Origin of the sequence: Bacillus cereus group sp. BfR-BA-01382, from assembly GCF_022663475.1 — a bacterium.
In the GTDB taxonomy this organism is placed as follows: domain Bacteria; phylum Bacillota; class Bacilli; order Bacillales; family Bacillaceae_G; genus Bacillus_A; species Bacillus_A thuringiensis_S.
Genome location: NZ_JAKUFQ010000002.1, coordinates 86,444 through 103,724, shown reverse-complemented (window position 1 = coordinate 103,724; position 17,281 = coordinate 86,444). Strand labels below are relative to the sequence as shown.

The window sequence follows — 17,281 nt, the reverse complement described above, 5'->3', positions numbered from 1 at the left end:
CATTAAATTTTTAATGCGTAAATAGAAAAATTTTGTCGATTATGCTCGATAATTTACTGTTAAATAAAAATATGAACCGAAAAAAATTATATAAATATAGTTATTCGTAAATTTCATTTCTGTAATTGTAATGATTACAAATTAATGTGTATACGGTTAAAAATAACTATTTTAGCTCAACCAAGAAATTTTATTTTAGAAAAAATACTTATAGAATAATATAATAGGTTTTTTTATACTTTTTTACCTTTATTTAGTTATGTATAATTGCATAAAATGTAGATATATTTAGTAATATATGTTATATTATTGATTTTTTCACGGAATATCCCAATATCATTATTAATAAATATCTAATATGAAGATATTAGTCTATAAACTTATCATCGTTATAAACATAGGTTTTAAATTACAAAAAAGCTACAAAGCTTCCTTGGAACACTTTGCAGCCTTCTATCTTTTTGTTTCCTTTAGCAAAATAATGGTTAGTGAATTTTCATTTTTTGGGATACTTACACCCATGTTTAAGTCTTTACATTGGAGACAGTAGGTAACAAACTTATATTATTGTATATTTTTCACGGTACTGCCTAGGGGTCATGCTAGTGATTTTTTTGAAAACTCTTATAAAATAACTTTGGTCATTAAAGTTAAGCCAAGCACAGATATCTGATAACGAATAAGTAGTGAGTGTTAATAATTTCTTTGCTTCTTCCACTCGTTCCCTTTGAATATATTCGCTTAAAGTAATTCCCATTTCTTTTTTAAATAGTTTAGACAGATAAGTAGGCGTAATTTCTAAATGATTAGCAAGTTCATTCAGAGATATTCCATCGTAAACATTTTTATTAATATGTTTTATACATGTAGTAACCGCGTAAGAATACTTTTTTGCATTGTATTCTTTCACACGATCTGCAAAAGTACGTAAAGCATCCCCTGACAATCGCTTTACAGATTCTACATTATCTAATTGTTCCAGGGTTTGTATATATAAAATACTATGAGCAAAAGCAATATCTGGTGGCAGGTTTCCTTCTATTGCATATCGAGTGGCTAAGGTAATCGCAATAATTCCAAGGTTTTTTTGATTCCTCAGCGGATCCTCTATTAGCATAAGTTCAACATCTTCTTGCGAAACCGCATACATATACTGTATTAACTTTTTTTTATTCCCTTCTTTAATAGTCGAAAAGAAATCATTTACTAATGACATATTGTGCGTTTTAGGTTTGTTTTGTCGACGTTTTAAAATATATAAATCAGGTTTCACATTTTTATTAGGAATTTCCTCTAGTACTTTATTTTTTTCCAAGACAATATCTACATCTAACTTTTCATTGAAAATCATGTAATGTAATAGAATTCCCATATCAATTAATGTAGTTTTTTTAATCTCAGATAAACACTGATAATAGGCAAGTCTTTCTTGAATGTTATCATTTGATTTAAATTCTTTCTGAAATTTTATGATCATATCATCTGAATCTTTTGGATGTATAGTAGGACCGATTATAATAGTCCCTTTAATATCATCATGATTTTCTATATGAATTAGAACAAAATTTTCAAGATAGTTGTTACTTCGGAAAAGTGGCAAGTTAAAGGGATCGTTTTCTTGATAAATATCACTAAGATGTTCTTCTTTTGAAGAATAAAAAGGACTACAAACATTATCAGATGTAGAATGATATAAAATTTTTCTGTCTGCAGATAAAATATGTACAGGGGCATTAAATGCTTTATGTGCAAGATCACACAAGTGTTGTATATCGATAGAAGTATTCATTACATTCTCCTTTATAGATCCATAAAATATATTCTGTTAGATATAATTCACGACAAATAATACTATAAAATATCAAATTAGTACAATTCACAACAAAATATTACTATATCTTTTTTATAAAAATCATATATTATTTAATTGTAGTTAGCATCTAAATATCAGAGTAGATAAGTAAACGAAATAAGCTAAGTTCTTTTCTTAATTCTACAAGATATAATTATTGAACTTGAGAAAACAGTGAAGCACTACAAAATACAGTGGTAGTCAATGCGAGGACCGAGATAGAAAAATATTACAAATAAAACGAAAGTAACAGGAGATACTGTACCACCGCAAGAAATAACAGTCAAAGTTCCAATTCAATCATTTATACAAATTGAATTCAAAAAATAAATACTGCTAATTTAAATATGAAACTGAAAAACTATTTTGCTCCAAATTTTAGAAAAAGATAATAAAGAAGTCGTGAAATCGGAAAAAGAGGAAAGCGATACGGCTATTTTTGAAACACTATGTTTTGAAAAGTACAAGGTGGAGGAAATTCAAGTGCTCAATTAAACATTTAATTGAGAGAAAGGTCTTTTCATCAACTAAAAATAAAAATAAAAAACGAATGGAATATTCAAAAAATGACACTATATTACTGGTCGTAACATTAGTTTTACTTTCCACAAAAGAGGGAAAAATATATAGACTTTACAAATACTAAGAATAGCAAAATAGCTAGTTTTATTACCGCATCACATAAAGTGAAACTTTAATCAGTGGGGGTTTTGTTCATCCCCCACTGATTATTAGCCCACACAAATCGGGCTTTTACAGACAGTTGATCCCCCACCTAACTTCTTTGCTTCCGCTGAATTTTGAGGTGGGGGTCTTACTGCCCGGCAAATAGCGGGATAAACTTATTATTAATTTCCAAACACAATAGTTGTTAATCAACAAAAAACTTCAATAATTAAGGTACACAGTAAATTGATCTCAAAACAGTAATTACTACAGTATCAGTTTTTACTTATTCTATAAAAAAAGAAATATCACTTAACAATTATTATTTTATATCGATTTAGACATAAAACATTATATTATATCAGCTTAAGTATTATGGAATTAAAATTACAAATAACACCAAAACTATTTTAAGAGCTCATACATCGTTCGTATCGAATTTACCACCTTTAGATACCTATGTCATTAACACAACTAAAAAAGATTATCACAAAGGAATCTGAGAGGTTTTTTCAATTCCGAAATTTATTTTTTTGTAAATTAAAGGAAAAATAATCCATATATATACGGATTATTTTCTTAGTGTAATCTGTATTGACCTGTTAACTGTTTATCAGCCATTCGAACTAAGCGTTTTGTAATCTCTCCACCGATCCGAACCATTTGCAGATGATGTGATGTATCAGGTCCCAGTGTGACTCCTAGTTCAAAAGCAATTTCATACTTTATTTGCTCAATAGTACTTGTAGTAGCAGAAATAAGAATTTCATTTGTATTACTTTCGTATCTTTGAATATTTATAATTGCACTTCCAATATATTTATAAATAACATGTGCCTACTTATGCTATTTATGCATAAGTAACCTAATTTCTTCCAGCATTTTTATAGGAACCCTTTCCCTCCCCTTATTCCACCAATTAAATTTGAAACACAAATGTACATTGCAGTTCAATATAACAATAAAAGCTACAAAAGCAACGAATTTACTACTTTAAAGTTAAGTGTTTAACCTTGAAATACTTAAATTCTTTTTTCCAGATAAAGCATACATTATATCTTGATGCTTTATTGTCCTCTTATAATTATGTGGCATCGGGAATTTGTTTCGGTGTTCTTTCATTATAATTAAAGTTTGAAGTTCTATGCTCAATACTTTTGCGAGAACATGATAGTTATATCCATTGTTTAACAGAGAAATTATGTCATAAAACATAGTTTTTCCGCCTACTAATTTTATCAATCTATTCTTTAACTCATCCCTTTTTTCTTTAGCTTCCTCAATTTCTAACAACATGGATTTTTTATTTGTTTGCTTAATGTATTGAGTATATAACTCTGGGAATTCTTTTTGGACTTCTTTGTTTAATACTGGTTTATATTTAATCATATAAGTAACTTGTAACAATGAGCGTTTTAACAAACTATCTTCAATGAGATACGCTACTTTATTAAATAAATGTACATATTCCTTAATATTGGAATAACTATTAAAATGAGCTAATACTCTACTTTTTATACTAAAAGCCTTGCCTATATAAATAATATTGTCATTATAATCTTTAATAAAATAAATACCACTGTCATCTTTTTCTAATTCATTATCCAGTTCTTCTAGACTCATAAAATGCAATTCACTCATACTTTCCTCTCCTTATTAGTTTTAAATCATGAAAAACAGGCAAGGTTTCTAAAAAAGGCACTCAGCTGTCCTAGGATTTTTCATTTTATTTCTTGCTAAATATCAAAAAACTGTTTCTATGTTGCTCAACTATCAATATGATTATTAATAAAATTTTCTATCGTTATTATCTCGCAATTTTATTATGTAATTTCGAGATCGTTTCCTCATTTAAATTACTGTGTTTTATCGAATAAAAGAAATATATGACTGCCCCAATAGTAATCCAAATACTAAAGTACATCCATGTCCTTAACGGTAAATTTAGCATTAAAAACAAACAACATACAATTGAAACGCTTGGTAATACAGGTACAAAAGGTACCATAAATCCACGTTTTAAATTTGGGTGTGATTTACGTAGAATAATAACTGATAGACAAACTAACGCAAACGTCACCAAACTACCGATATTAACTAAATTAACCAATTCTTTCAAATCAATAAACCCAGCTATTATAGAGCTCCCTATTCCTGCCAATCCAGTTATAAAAGTGGGTGCTCCAGTTTTCTTATTAACTTTCGCAAATGATTTCGGTAACAATCCATCACGACTCATTGCAAAGAATACTCGTGTTGCTGCATACATATTGGAAAAAATAACAGCCATAAGGCCAATTACAGCACCTGCAGCAATTGCACCAGCGACTTTTCCTTGTCCTACCACTTCCATTACATAAGCCATTGCCTCAGGGACATTTAATTCTTTATAGGAAACCATTCCTGTTATAACAAGGCATACGATAACATAAATAATTGTACATATGATTAATGATGCAATAATACCGATGGGAAGATTACGCTTCGGATCTTTTACTTCTTCTGCTGAAGTTGCTAATATATCAAAACCTGTGAAAGCGAATAAAATAGCTGCTCCACCCGTAAAAACCCCACTTAAACCGTATGGTGCAATTGGTATCCAGTTCATTGGTTTTACATAGAATATACCAACTGTAATAAACAACAAAATCATACCAATTTTAATCAATACCATTATATTATTGATTCGTTTACTTTCCCTTGTACCACGGGATAACATCCATGCTAATATCAATGTAATGATTACTGCTGGTAGATTCACAATACCACCATGTGAAGGGATCGTTACTAGAGCTTTAGGTATCTCTAATCCAAACCCCTTTTATTAAATTGTGGAAATAGCCTGTCCATCCAGCAGCGACAGCCGCTGTTGCCACAATATATATTAACAGTAAAGACCAACCTACTAGATGAGCAACAAACTCACCAATTGTTGCATATGAGTACGTATATACACTACCAGACGCCGGGAGTGTGGAAGCAATTTCTGCGTAACATAATGCTATAAATCCGCATATAATTGCTGCAAGTACAAATGAAAAAATAACTGCTGGACCAGCATCTCTTGCTGCTACTAATCCAGTTAACACAAGAACCCCCGTTCCAATTATCGAGCCTACCCCTAACATAATTAAATCAAATGCTCCTAATGTTTTCGTTAAGGCCTTACTTTGATTATGCTCCAACAATTGTGTAACGGATTTCTTTTTTAATAACTTACTCATATTCTCTGTATCCCCTTTAAAATAAGGTTTGCTCTTCTCATTATTGTTGTATATAAATTTACTTAGTTATTAGATAGTCTTATAATATTTCTTTTACATTAAATAGATTTGAAATATTATATAAATTCGCTTCTCACTTACTAGTTAAACTAGACATTTCCATAGATTTTTGCGTACAACGTTTCATAGCTGAAATGATAGCTGTTCTTAAACCTTTTTCTTCTAGCGTTACTACAGCTTCTATCGTCGTTCCACCTGGAGAACAAACCATATCCTTCAATTCACCTGGATGTATTCCTGTTTCCAATACCATTTTTGCAGAACCTAATACAGCCTGAGCCGCAAATTTATAAGCTTGTTTTCTCGGCATACCGCCAAGTACAGCAGCATCTGCCATGGCTTCTATAAACATATACACATATGCTGGAGAAGAACCACTAATAGATGTAACAACATCCATTAGTTTTTCATTTATGACCTCCGTCTGGCCGAAAATATTAAATATGTTCAGTACCTCTTTTATATCTTTTTCTGTAACCATTTCATTAAAACATAACGCAGACATTCCTTCTCCAACAAGTGCCGGTGTATTAGGCATTACTCTAACAACTTTCAACTTTCTACCAAATTCATTCTCAGTGCTCTTAATACTTTTTCCTGCAGCAATAGTTACAACGATTACATCATTTTTTATTTGATCTTTTATTTGGTTAATTACCGATGAGTATAAATCTGGTTTGATTGATAAAATTAAAATGTCAGCGCTGTTAGCGACTTCATTGTTGTTAGTAGTTATAGTTATGCCATATTCATTACTAGCATTTTTTAAATTAATGACATTTAAATCTGAACAAATTATTTGATCTGGAGAAACTATATTTTTTTTAATCATCCCACCTATCATAGCAATACCCATGTTTCCACATCCGATAAAACCTATTTGTTTATTCATAATAATTTGCTCTTGCTCCTTCTACTCTAAATTTTATTGATTTTGAAATTATTATTCTAAATAAGGGCTATTACAATTACTTGGTTTATCAATAGAATTTCAAAATTCTCCTTCCTATATAGAGCTTACATATACCTCTAATAACTTCTTTGCTTTCAGGTGTGAGTCTTACTGCCCGGCAAATAGCGGGATAAAATCATTTCTTTAATCTATAATAAGAAGGACATAAAAAAACAAAAAGTTACAAAAATTTTCAAATTAAAACTTTTATAACTTTTTGTTTTGATTCAAATATAATTTCAATTAAGGTATCTCATCGTTTTAAACTTGACGCTCCATAATCTTGTATAGTTACATTTATATGATATTTAATCGGTACTTTACTAAATTTTTGATCCCAATCTTTTTTGACTTTCTCCCATGTTCTCGGGTGTTTAATTCTTAATTGGTTGCCAAAACCCGCAATATCGACTTGATATTCTTTTTGTATTTTTTTTGTAACATGATGTACTAAGTGCTTTACTTCTTTTTCAATAGCTTTTTCTTCCTTTTTTAAAAATTCATTTTCAAAATCTTTTCCTGATTGCATCCAATTTTCAGACAAACGCCCTTCTGATTCAATGTTTACATCAAAGGAAATATTATTTCCGTTAACATGTGGTATGATTTTGCTTTTTATTGACTTTATTTCGTATATAATGAGTTTCTTTGATTCTTTATCAAAAGTTTTTACCACACCACCATTCCTTTTTCCGTTTATCCATACTACTCCTTCCAATTCCTGTTCATTTAAAAAGCCCATCAACTTTTTTGTCCTCCCTTTAATTACAGCAGCTCCTGCAAATTTTGTTTCCCCTTTTATCGAGATTATATTTTGCAAAAGAAAACTGGATCCTGACCGCATCTTTCCTTCCAATTTAGCGAGCGATACAGGAGGTAAAATCCTTGTTGTTCTATTTCTATTATCTGCAATTCCAGACAAACGAAATGCTGGAATTTCTCCTTTTTTGTTTGATTCCAGTACCTCCTTCGCTAGCCCCTTACTAATTAAGAGCATACAGCTAAGCCGAACTTCATTGTCACGGAGATACTGTTCAAGTAATTGTTCTAAACTGTATGTACGTACAAGACTATCACTAATAACAATGTTTTTTAAATGTGGGCTGAACATTGTGCTCTCTCTTTTCAATGAAAACTCACGAACAATTTGATGAATGGAATCACCTGTCTCAGAAACATTAATATAACGTTTTTGTTGTCCATTTCCTTTACTTTGTGCTTGCGAACTAACAATTTGATAAGTAGCTGTTATAAGATTTCTTTTAGGATAACCTCCTTCCTCATCTTCTTTCTCAATTGTTGAATTCTTCCCTTTATCTAGTGCTATACCTGCAGTTAAACTCAACTCTTCTACTTCTTTACTGCTCCAACATCCTGTTAAAAATAGAAGCAAAAGCGTCCATAACAAAGCAAAATAGAACCGCATATAATTAAATTTATTTTTCACACTACTCCTCCTTTTAATCGCGTAATAATAAGAAGAAGCAGTGGCAGTAAACCAAATAAAAATAAAGCAGCATTACCGAGCATATCCCCCAATTTAAGCAAGTCATTTATATTTTTCGAAGTCATAGCAATGATGTAAATGATTGGAATCAAAGCAAAAATAAACGGATGAATACTCTTTTTAAAGAGTTGCGCTAATCCTAATGCAGCTGCATAATAACTAATCGTATAGGTAGCAAATATTTGCATAATCCATATTACAAGCAGTAAAGATTCAAAACGTTCAAATATCAATCCAGAAATTTCAAAACTGCGCATAAGGTCAATTGTCGGCCATGTTCTTGTTACAACCCCATCAATTGATAATGCACCAATGACCATTACAACAGTTATTACATAAAAGATTAACGGAATAGAAATTCCAACTAAAATAGCTTTTACTGCTTTATTTCGTTGTTCCATAAATACCAAAAGAATTAACATAATTTCAGGACCTGTATATGCGAGAGACGTTGTTTTTATCCCATCTAATACTGGTTTAATTCCCAAACCTAATACGGGACGGAGATTATCTATCTCGAATATTCCGATGCTCATAAAGGAAATGATTAAAAAAATAAAAACAGTAATAGGAAATATTATTTCAAACATCCGTGCAATTGAATTAATACCACTCATAATCAAATAGAGACCTATCCACATAAAAGGCATAACAATAGCCCATGTGGGGGTTCCTTCGAGCAAAAAAAAGCTTATTACTTCTGCCATTGAACGAATTTGAAATGCTGAAGTTGTAAGAAAATACCCTATAATAAGAAAACTAAGCAACCTGCCTATCCATTTCCCTACAATATCTTGACTGTATTGGTAAAATGTTTTTTCTGGAAACTGCTGACTTAATTTGACCATAATTACTCCTGAAACCATTGCCAGTATTCCACCTAATATCACACTTATCCATACATCTGGTGTTTTCACTTTTTCCACAGATGCTCTAGGCAGAGTGAGAATTCCTGTCCCAAGTATGTAATTTACAATAATAACAACTGCCTGTGAAGTTGTTATTCGGTCTTTAAGTTTAGTAATCACTGAAGGCCACTTCCTTTCGTCATCAGCTACCTTTTGCGGATATTTTTTTGGGTATGCATTATTTTTGGTCGTCGTCTCATTATTTTTAATGGCATGCGAACCATAAAATCTTTCCAGTCACTGAATCGATATGGAACAGCAGGACTGGTATAAGGAACGCCAAAACTTTTCAGTTTCACTAAATGACTGCAAAGTAAAAGAAAGAAGAGAATAACTCCATACAAACCAAATATCGCAGCACAAAACATAGCTACAAAACGAAGAATGCGTAACGTAATTCCTACACTATATTGTGGAATAGTAAAAGAAGAAATAGCTGTTACCGCAACAACGATAACCATTATTGGACTAACAATTCCTGCTTCTACGGCAGCTTGACCAATTATTAAACCGCCCACAATTCCCATTGCAGGTCCAATCGGTTTAGGCAGACGTAAACCTGCTTCTCGCAAAACTTCGATAGCTACTTCCATAATTAACGCTTCTATTAAAGCGGGAAAAGGAACTCCTTCTCGCGATCCGATAATAGAAATAGCGAGCTTAGTGGGAATTAATCCTGGATGAAATGAAATAAAAGAAATATACAGTGCTGGAGCAAATAATGAAACAAAAGCTGTCATGAAGCGTAATAAGCGGAGAAGCGTACCAGGAAGCCACCTTTCATAATAATCTTCTGGTGATTGCAGCAGCATACTAAATGTAACTGGAGCAATTAAAACAAATGGTGTTCCATCTAACAAAATAGCTACTCGACCTTCCATTAAAGCACTAATAACACGATCAGGTCGTTCTGTATTTTGAATCTGTGGAAAAGGACTTAGATAATTATCTTCAATGAGTTGCTCTATATAACCAGATTCGAGTACACTGTCTATGTCAATTTTCTGAATTCTGTTTTTTACTTCATCCACCAATTCTGTACTAGCAAGATCTCTAATAAATGCGACAACTAACTCTTTCTTTGCACGTTCTCCTACTGGTAGCTTTACTAATGATAAGCTCTCATCCGCACAATGTCGTCGCAAAAGTGAGGTATTATCACTTAATACTTCAGTAAAACCGACCCGTGGCCCTCTGACTAATGCCTCCGATACTGGTTCTTCAATGTTTCGTTTATTTGCTTTTGTTGTACCAAGAATAAACACATCTGCTAAACCATCAATTAAAAGAACTGTTGAACCTATCAATACTTTGGGTATTAAATCTTTTATGTAATGGACTTCTGCTACTTCACTAATTGTAAGAACTTTATTTTTAATATATTCTTTTGAAACAGTCCCCTCCACATAAGAAGTTTCATTTTTATATTCATCAGAAAAATCATCCATTAGTAATTTCATAATATGTTTGTCAATTATCTCTTTATCTGATAGGCCATCAACAAAAACGATCCCAGCCTGAATATCTGTGCGTCCAATATTAAACTTCCGAAAGCGAACATCAGAATTATGTCCGATTTGTTGCTTTATAAGTTCTAAGTTAGAGGCAAAATCATTTGTGAAATGAACGATTGCATTTTGAGAAGGTTTATGCTCTTGTTTCGTTTTACTTTGAATATTATTTTTTTTCACTTGTTTGTCTCTTGACTTCCACCAACTCATTCTTCCCACTCTTTCTCTGACATACGAACCCAATGAAAAACTCTTGAGATAGTATACGGAATTAAAAACAAGATAAAAGCTTGTACAAAGACTTTCCAATCTGGAAGATAAGAAGTAATTATGTTCCACATTTTTATCACCCAATTTATATACTCTGCTAGGATTGAGATTTCTAAAAAACGATATGTACTTAATAAAAAATAACGATAAGATTAAAGAGCAGAAAAGCGATACTTTATGCTTATTTAGTACCAATAACCTAATTAGTATAAAAACATTTCTGACCTAAAATACCATTTCCAATTATAATTTGTTAAATATTATCTCCTTTTCCGTTATTTATATGCCCGCATTTGAATTTCAAATAATATAAGGATCAATGATATTTCCTCTTAAAGAAAAAAAGATGCTAGAAGATAGCATCTTTTTTTAAATTCAACTTACTATGTATTTATATTTTATTGTGAAAATACTCGTTTTTTTTAATGAATATTAATGTTTAAAAAAATAAAAAATACATATTCTTTTGTTCTAAGTTCATACACTTCTACCAAATCGATACGGAATTTTCTGATTTTAAAATCAATATGAAATAAAGGAAAATACTCTCTTAGAAAAACTATATAAAACAAATAACATGAAAACAATTATCAATCTAGCAATTGAAAATAATAATTAGTAAGAGTTTATCATCTTAACTCCAGGTGTATTCGTTTTGCTTCAAAATAAAGAACTTGAATAAATTTTTTCGTATCAATACGAGCAGGTAATGTTGGTTCATTATTCAATTCTGTCATCTTTCTCCTTACGGTAGTAAAATCAAAAAATCTAGAAGCATAATTTTCGAACTTCGGGTTTAAAAAATCAGTAAGTCCAAGGGATGCTAAATGGTTTAATGATTGATAAATAGCTCTCCGAATCCGTTGTTTGGAAGCTTCTATGAACCTTTTTAATTCGGCATCTTCAGCTGAATCCCCAAGTTTTTTTTGAGCCAAATTCATAAAAATCTCTTTTAGTGAGGGAAAGCCTTGTTCCAACGTGTTATCTTGTTCATATTTATATAAATAATCTAGCATATCCATTAAATCTTTACTTCCACTTTCACTGGCTATTCCTAATTCAGACAAAAGAAAATGAATGGAATTTTGAAAATGATTGAAAGTATTTAAATGTTTTTCATTACGGTATTTTTCTTGCACACTTGAATTACTATCCAATTTTAGTACCATATTAAGCGATTCTTGAATGTTTTTTATTGATTTTTCCAAACGAATTCGTTCAATGACTTTCCGAACAACTGTTAATACTTCAATCCGGTTAATTGGCTTAATAATATAGTATTCAACACCAAGCGAATAAGCTTCAGCAATTAATTCTTTTGATTCTACTTGAGAGACCATGATGATTTTCCCTTTAAACGAAGGCTTTATTTGACGAATTGTTTTTATTCCATCTTGATTCGGCATTAACAAATCGATAAATAAAATGTCTATATTTTTAAGGATTACCATTTGTTGCTCTAAAGATAAACCATCCTCAGCTTCTCCTATAACCTCCCCAAGATCTTCATCCTCGATAATTTGAGCCAACATTGAGCGAACCGCTTTTTCATCATCTACTATATAAAAATACATAGAATCACCCTTTCGAAATTATATGATCAATCCCTAATCTAATTATAAAAATTGATCCTTTTCCTTCGGTTCTGTCCCCAAGCGTAACATCACCTTCAAGTTGTGCGACCATTTCTTTAACATACGATAATCCGATACCTGTCGATGGATTGCCTAAATCATCATATTTAGAAGTAAACCCAGGCTCAAAAATTGAATCTTTATATTTTGAAGAAATACCAGGACCATTATCGCCTATTTGAAATTCAACAAAATGGTGGTCTTTATTAATGTCAATTGTGATGGTTCCCATACCTTGGATAGCTTCTACAGCGTTTGTAACGATATTATTTATAATAGATAAGATTGTATAAATATGATAATGAGGATGCACACCATCAATTTTATACACAAATTGGATATCTTTCTCTAACAACTGTGCATATTTCGTATTTGCCCGTATAATGATATTTACTAGTTCATGTACAGACATATAATCTGTAAAACTTTCATCAGAAATTAGTTTTGAAAGTCCCGCAAAAATACGTTGGTTATCCTTTTTAACGTCATGGACCTCACCAGCAATTTGTAATGCCTGTTGCCTTAAATCCTCAAACTGAAAATCCATCTGTTTATGCTCAAAAGAGTCTAAAGTTTTATATAAATCATAGGATTTTTTTGTTATATTCTCAGCATCTTGTAATGTTTTTTTTAAATGAACAGCATCTTCATATAAATTAGAGATGAGCATGAGCATATGTTCATTTTGTTTCTTTATATGTCGCTCCCTTGATTGTGCTTCATACAATTTCATCATATTGAAAAAGCTTAGAACTATAAAACTATGGGAACATGCGATAACAATGATCTCATTTATTGCCTCGGATGTGATCGATGTTTTTAATACGAAATATTGAATCATTAATTCCACACAGTCTGACAGTATTTCAATCATGCAACCAATAAAACCAATCATTAGTGGTTGATGATAAAAACGTTTGATTTTTGCTAAATGAAAGAGATACGAATAAGTAAAATAAAAGAAAAAACTAGGATAGTGAGTATGAAAAGCGGCTAGCCAATCCATATTTTCCTTTATAATGACATCCATTGAGATACGAAATACTACCACGACTATCGCTGTTAAAAAACCCGGTAAAAATGCTGGAAATCGTCGAAACAATAATAAAAAAAAGAAAAATGTTGGTGCACCAAAGCTCATTCTAAATGTTTCATTTAAGGGAAATGACTTTATTTCACCTACTAAGGGTACTGTAAGTATCATTAAAACGAGAATATAGATGTCTTTTTTTACTAAATTACTAAGATTCAAAATAATCACTTCTCACTTTCGCCTAACAGTCAGTATACAAACCTATTTGCATTAATACAATACTTACTCTATTTTTTTCAAAAACTGATAAATAAGTTATAAACGAAAGCATTATAGATTGTGAGTATTCATTACACTCTTCTACTTTAGAAAGATACTTTATAACTCAAAAATGTTCAGACACAATATAAGGTCTGAACACTTTTGGACTCGCTCTAACACCAAAATATCTGTGCTCCTTTTTAAAATATACTTAAATCCCATTCTTTTGCAATATGTTCTAACAACATAATTCCTGGTAAACTATTCCCATACTCATCAATGGCTGGTCCGTAAATACCAATACCACATCCATCTTGAAACGATAAATCCTTCCTAGATTTTGAGGGAACAAGTGTCATAATTCCGCCGGATACCCCACTCTTAGCTGGTAATCCAATGAAAGCAGCAAATTTTCCAGAAGCGTTGTACATTCCACAAGTAAGCATTAAAGCTTTTGTTAACCTAGCTACTTCTTTAGGGAGCACTTGTTCTTTGCGAATAGGATGATATCCATCATGTGCTAGTATAAGCCCTATTAAGGCAATATCTTCTGTATTTATTTCAATCGAACATTGTTTTAAGTAAACCTCTAGTGTCTCCTCCACATCTGATTCTAGAAAACCATTCTCCTTTAAATAGTATGCTAATGCTCTATTACGATGAGCCGTTTCCCATTCTGATTGAAATACTATTTCATTAATAGCGGGACGCTTCTCTATCATTTTTTCAATTAATACGTATAGAGATTCTAATTTTTCTTGCACCGATGTCCCTGGCAAAAGTGAAGCTATCGTAATCGCTCCAGCATTGATCATAGGATTAAAAGGTTTTCCTGGTTTATGTATCTCTAAACGAATAATTGAATTAAAGGCATCTCCAGTTGGCTCTACGTCAACTCGTTCTAATACATAAGAAATACCGCGACTTAAACAAGCGGCTATAAAACCGATTACTTTTGATATACTTTGTAATGTGAAAAGTATCTCCCAATCTCCTGATTTTATCATTGTTCCATCTGGCTTTACTATACAAATACCTAACTGCGATACATTTATTTCCCCCAGAGCGGGAATATAACTGGCGCTTCGTCCCTTAGCTGCATACGCTCGATAATGAGCTACCCATTGATCTAAGCAAACTTTTTCTTGCCCCTCAACTTGAACGCTAGAATCCTTTATCATTTAATAATATTCCCCCGTACTATTAACTTTATATAGAATGATTTTTTCTTTACTATAATCAATAATATTTGCACTAGAACCAAGAAAAATATTCAGACATATTGCAGTCTGAATATCCTTCTTATTACACACTTTTCTTTTTTGAAGTTTTCTCATAACTATCCCAACATTCAATATTTTCAAGTCCTTTAATGTTTTCTTTATAAAAAATAGGATCTTTACCAGCTTTTTTCTGGTTTATATAATCTTGTAACGCCGCAAATGCTACTTTTGAAAGTAAGGTAATAGCAATTAAATTAATAATAACCATAAAGCCCATAAATAAGTCCGCTAAATCCCATACAATTTGAATCTTTGCAACAGAACCAAATACAATCATAGCCAACACACTTATTCTGTATATCATTAACCACACTTTACTTGTATGTAAGAAGCGAATGTTTGTTTCACCATAATAATAGTTGCCAATTAACGCACCAAATCCAAATAAAAAAACAAAGATAGCAAGACAACCCGATGCCCAAGGGCCTATGTGTTCACTTAATGCTGCTTGTGTAAGTGCAATACCATTTAACCCCGGTTGTTTATATGCATCAGACAGCAAAATAATAAAGGCGGTGCTAGTACAAATGATTAGTGTATCCGTTAATACACCAAATGCTTGAATCAGTCCTTGTTTCACCGGATGACTTGTTGTTGCTGTTGCAGCAACGTTTGGTGCACTTCCCATACCAGCTTCATTTGAGAATAAACCGCGTTTAACTCCATTCATAAGTGCTGCACCAATTGAACCGCCTGCTATTTGTTTAAAACCAAATGCGTTTTGAACAATAAGAGAAAGAACTTCCGGCATTTTTGATATGTTGGTAACTACAACAAATAATGCAACTCCAATGTATAATACCGCTAAAAATACCACCTTGTATTCAGCCATTTTTGCAATACGTTGTACACCACCAAAAATAATCGCAGCGAAAGCAATGGCCATGATTATCCCAACTGTTAGACGATCTGTACCAAATGAGTTTTGAAAAGCAATTGTAACTGTATTTGATTGTACTGAATTGAATACAAGTCCAAAAGTAATTGTGATTAAAATAGAGAATAATACTCCCATCCAACGTTTATTCAACCCTTTTTCCATATAATAGGATGGACCACCGCGGAAACCAGTTTTATCTTTTACTTTATATATCTGTGCTAATGTGCTTTCGACAAAACTAGATGCCGAGCTAATAATAGAAATAATCCACATCCAAAATACAGCTCCAGGACCACCTAATGCAATTGCAATCGCAATTCCTGTAATATTCCCTGTCCCAACGCGGGCTGCCATACCAATACAAAACGCTTGAAAAGGAGAGATTTGATCTTTAGAACCACTTTTCCCCTCCATTAATACACGGACCATCTCTTTTAACATTCGAAACTGTACAAAATTCAATTTAAATGTAAAATAAATTCCGCAAATAACAAGCATAATAATTAACAATTTAGACCATAAAAAATCATTTGTTGATCCGACTAACTCTACAAAAAACCTTTCCATATCATCACTCCATGCCAAAGTTTATATATTATAATTTATATAAAATCACCTATATTTCCTGGTATAAATACCTCTTTCATATTCAAATACAACAAGGATAAAAATTTTCTATATTAATCGGATTGGCCTGTTTAAGCAAACAGCACAACATGTAACCGTAAAACTGAAATTTTGAAGTACTTAACGCTTATACAAACGGATGCTCTACCCCTTTCTGCAAACTAATATTTTTATCCACTAACATTGTTGTACTATTATGTTTGTTTCGTTTACCGGTGATTTAAATCATAAAATCAATAGTGATTAACTGGTTATTTGTTAATTTTCTCAAGAACATGGAAATATCTCCTTTCTCACTACTAATCTCAAAAATAGGCTAGATAAAAAATTTATAGAAAAACTATGAAGCGCTTTCAATCTTCAACTAAGAGAAGCTTGTCTTTAATTTATAATTAAAAGTACAGAATGTTACGAAAAAGTACAGATTTTTATAAAAACAAAAAAATATTTTAAGATTTTTCATCTAAAAAAACAGTGAGATTTTGTGAATTTTATACAGTATCCAAACGTCGCGGATGCTGTTCTACCTAACCTCTGACAAGCCTCTATTTTCTTCATAAAAACATGCATATTTTTTCTCTTTTAGAAGTTCATATAAAGTATTTGAAATCAA

The 17,281-nt window shown here is 31.6% G+C and carries 12 protein-coding genes and 1 pseudogene; 1 reads left to right on the top strand and 12 read right to left on the bottom strand.

Annotation, left to right across the window (positions count from 1 at the left end; translation table 11 throughout):
• Positions 1-559 precede the first annotated feature (559 nt).
• Positions 560-1,789: a helix-turn-helix domain-containing protein gene (locus MR160_RS01430; RefSeq protein ID WP_001097907.1), complete on the bottom strand. Its 1,230-nt coding sequence runs from the start codon at positions 1,787-1,789 to the stop codon at positions 560-562.
• 429 nt (positions 1,790-2,218) lie between these two features.
• On the opposite strand from MR160_RS01430, the gene MR160_RS01425 reads away from it, so the two are divergent.
• Positions 2,219-2,347 carry a hypothetical protein gene (locus MR160_RS01425; protein WP_003281887.1) on the top strand — a complete coding sequence of 43 codons (129 nt, stop codon included), beginning with the start codon at positions 2,219-2,221 and terminating at the stop codon, positions 2,345-2,347.
• Positions 2,348-3,097: 750 nt separating this feature from the next.
• Here MR160_RS01425 and MR160_RS01420 read toward each other — a convergent pair.
• The 11 genes and pseudogenes from MR160_RS01420 to MR160_RS01370 form a co-directional block, all read right to left on the bottom strand.
• Positions 3,098-3,319: an alpha/beta-type small acid-soluble spore protein gene (locus MR160_RS01420; protein WP_044783651.1), complete on the bottom strand. Its 222-nt coding sequence runs from the start codon at positions 3,317-3,319 to the stop codon at positions 3,098-3,100.
• Positions 3,320-3,517: 198 nt separating this feature from the next.
• Positions 3,518-4,159 carry a nucleotide excision repair endonuclease gene (locus tag MR160_RS01415; RefSeq protein ID WP_001292175.1) on the bottom strand — a complete coding sequence of 214 codons (642 nt, stop codon included), beginning with the start codon at positions 4,157-4,159 and terminating at the stop codon, positions 3,518-3,520.
• 166 nt (positions 4,160-4,325) lie between these two features.
• Positions 4,326-5,742: pseudogene (locus MR160_RS01410) on the bottom strand (amino acid permease).
• 133 nt (positions 5,743-5,875) lie between these two features.
• Positions 5,876-6,694, bottom strand: a complete 819-nt coding sequence (gene proC, locus MR160_RS01405; protein WP_001041290.1) for a pyrroline-5-carboxylate reductase — start codon at positions 6,692-6,694, stop codon at positions 5,876-5,878.
• Positions 6,695-7,007: 313 nt separating this feature from the next.
• Complete coding sequence (locus MR160_RS01400) at positions 7,008-8,201, bottom strand: Ger(x)C family spore germination protein (RefSeq protein ID WP_000790794.1); 1,194 nt, start codon at positions 8,199-8,201, stop codon at positions 7,008-7,010.
• Positions 8,198-9,289, bottom strand: coding sequence for a spore germination protein (locus MR160_RS01395; protein ID WP_000628928.1), 1,092 nt, complete (start codon positions 9,287-9,289; stop codon positions 8,198-8,200). Before MR160_RS01395 ends, MR160_RS01400 begins: the two co-directional genes overlap by 4 nt.
• Positions 9,290-9,315: 26 nt before the next feature.
• Positions 9,316-10,890 carry a spore germination protein gene (locus MR160_RS01390; RefSeq protein WP_000119226.1) on the bottom strand — a complete coding sequence of 525 codons (1,575 nt, stop codon included), beginning with the start codon at positions 10,888-10,890 and terminating at the stop codon, positions 9,316-9,318.
• A gap of 689 nt (positions 10,891-11,579) precedes the next feature.
• Positions 11,580-12,524 (bottom strand): response regulator, encoded by a 945-nt coding sequence (locus tag MR160_RS01385; protein ID WP_000274088.1) that lies wholly within the window; start codon positions 12,522-12,524, stop codon positions 11,580-11,582.
• Positions 12,525-12,528: 4 nt separating this feature from the next.
• Entirely contained in the window at positions 12,529-13,845 is a 1,317-nt protein-coding gene (locus MR160_RS01380) for a sensor histidine kinase (protein WP_000584786.1), read from the bottom strand.
• A 233-nt stretch (positions 13,846-14,078) separates the two neighbouring features.
• Complete coding sequence (glsA, locus tag MR160_RS01375; RefSeq protein ID WP_242297037.1) at positions 14,079-15,059, bottom strand: glutaminase GlsA; 981 nt, start codon at positions 15,057-15,059, stop codon at positions 14,079-14,081.
• A 124-nt stretch (positions 15,060-15,183) separates the two neighbouring features.
• Positions 15,184-16,608 (bottom strand): alanine/glycine:cation symporter family protein, encoded by a 1,425-nt coding sequence (locus tag MR160_RS01370; RefSeq protein ID WP_000439283.1) that lies wholly within the window; start codon positions 16,606-16,608, stop codon positions 15,184-15,186.
• Between the last annotated feature and the right edge of the window lie 673 nt (positions 16,609-17,281).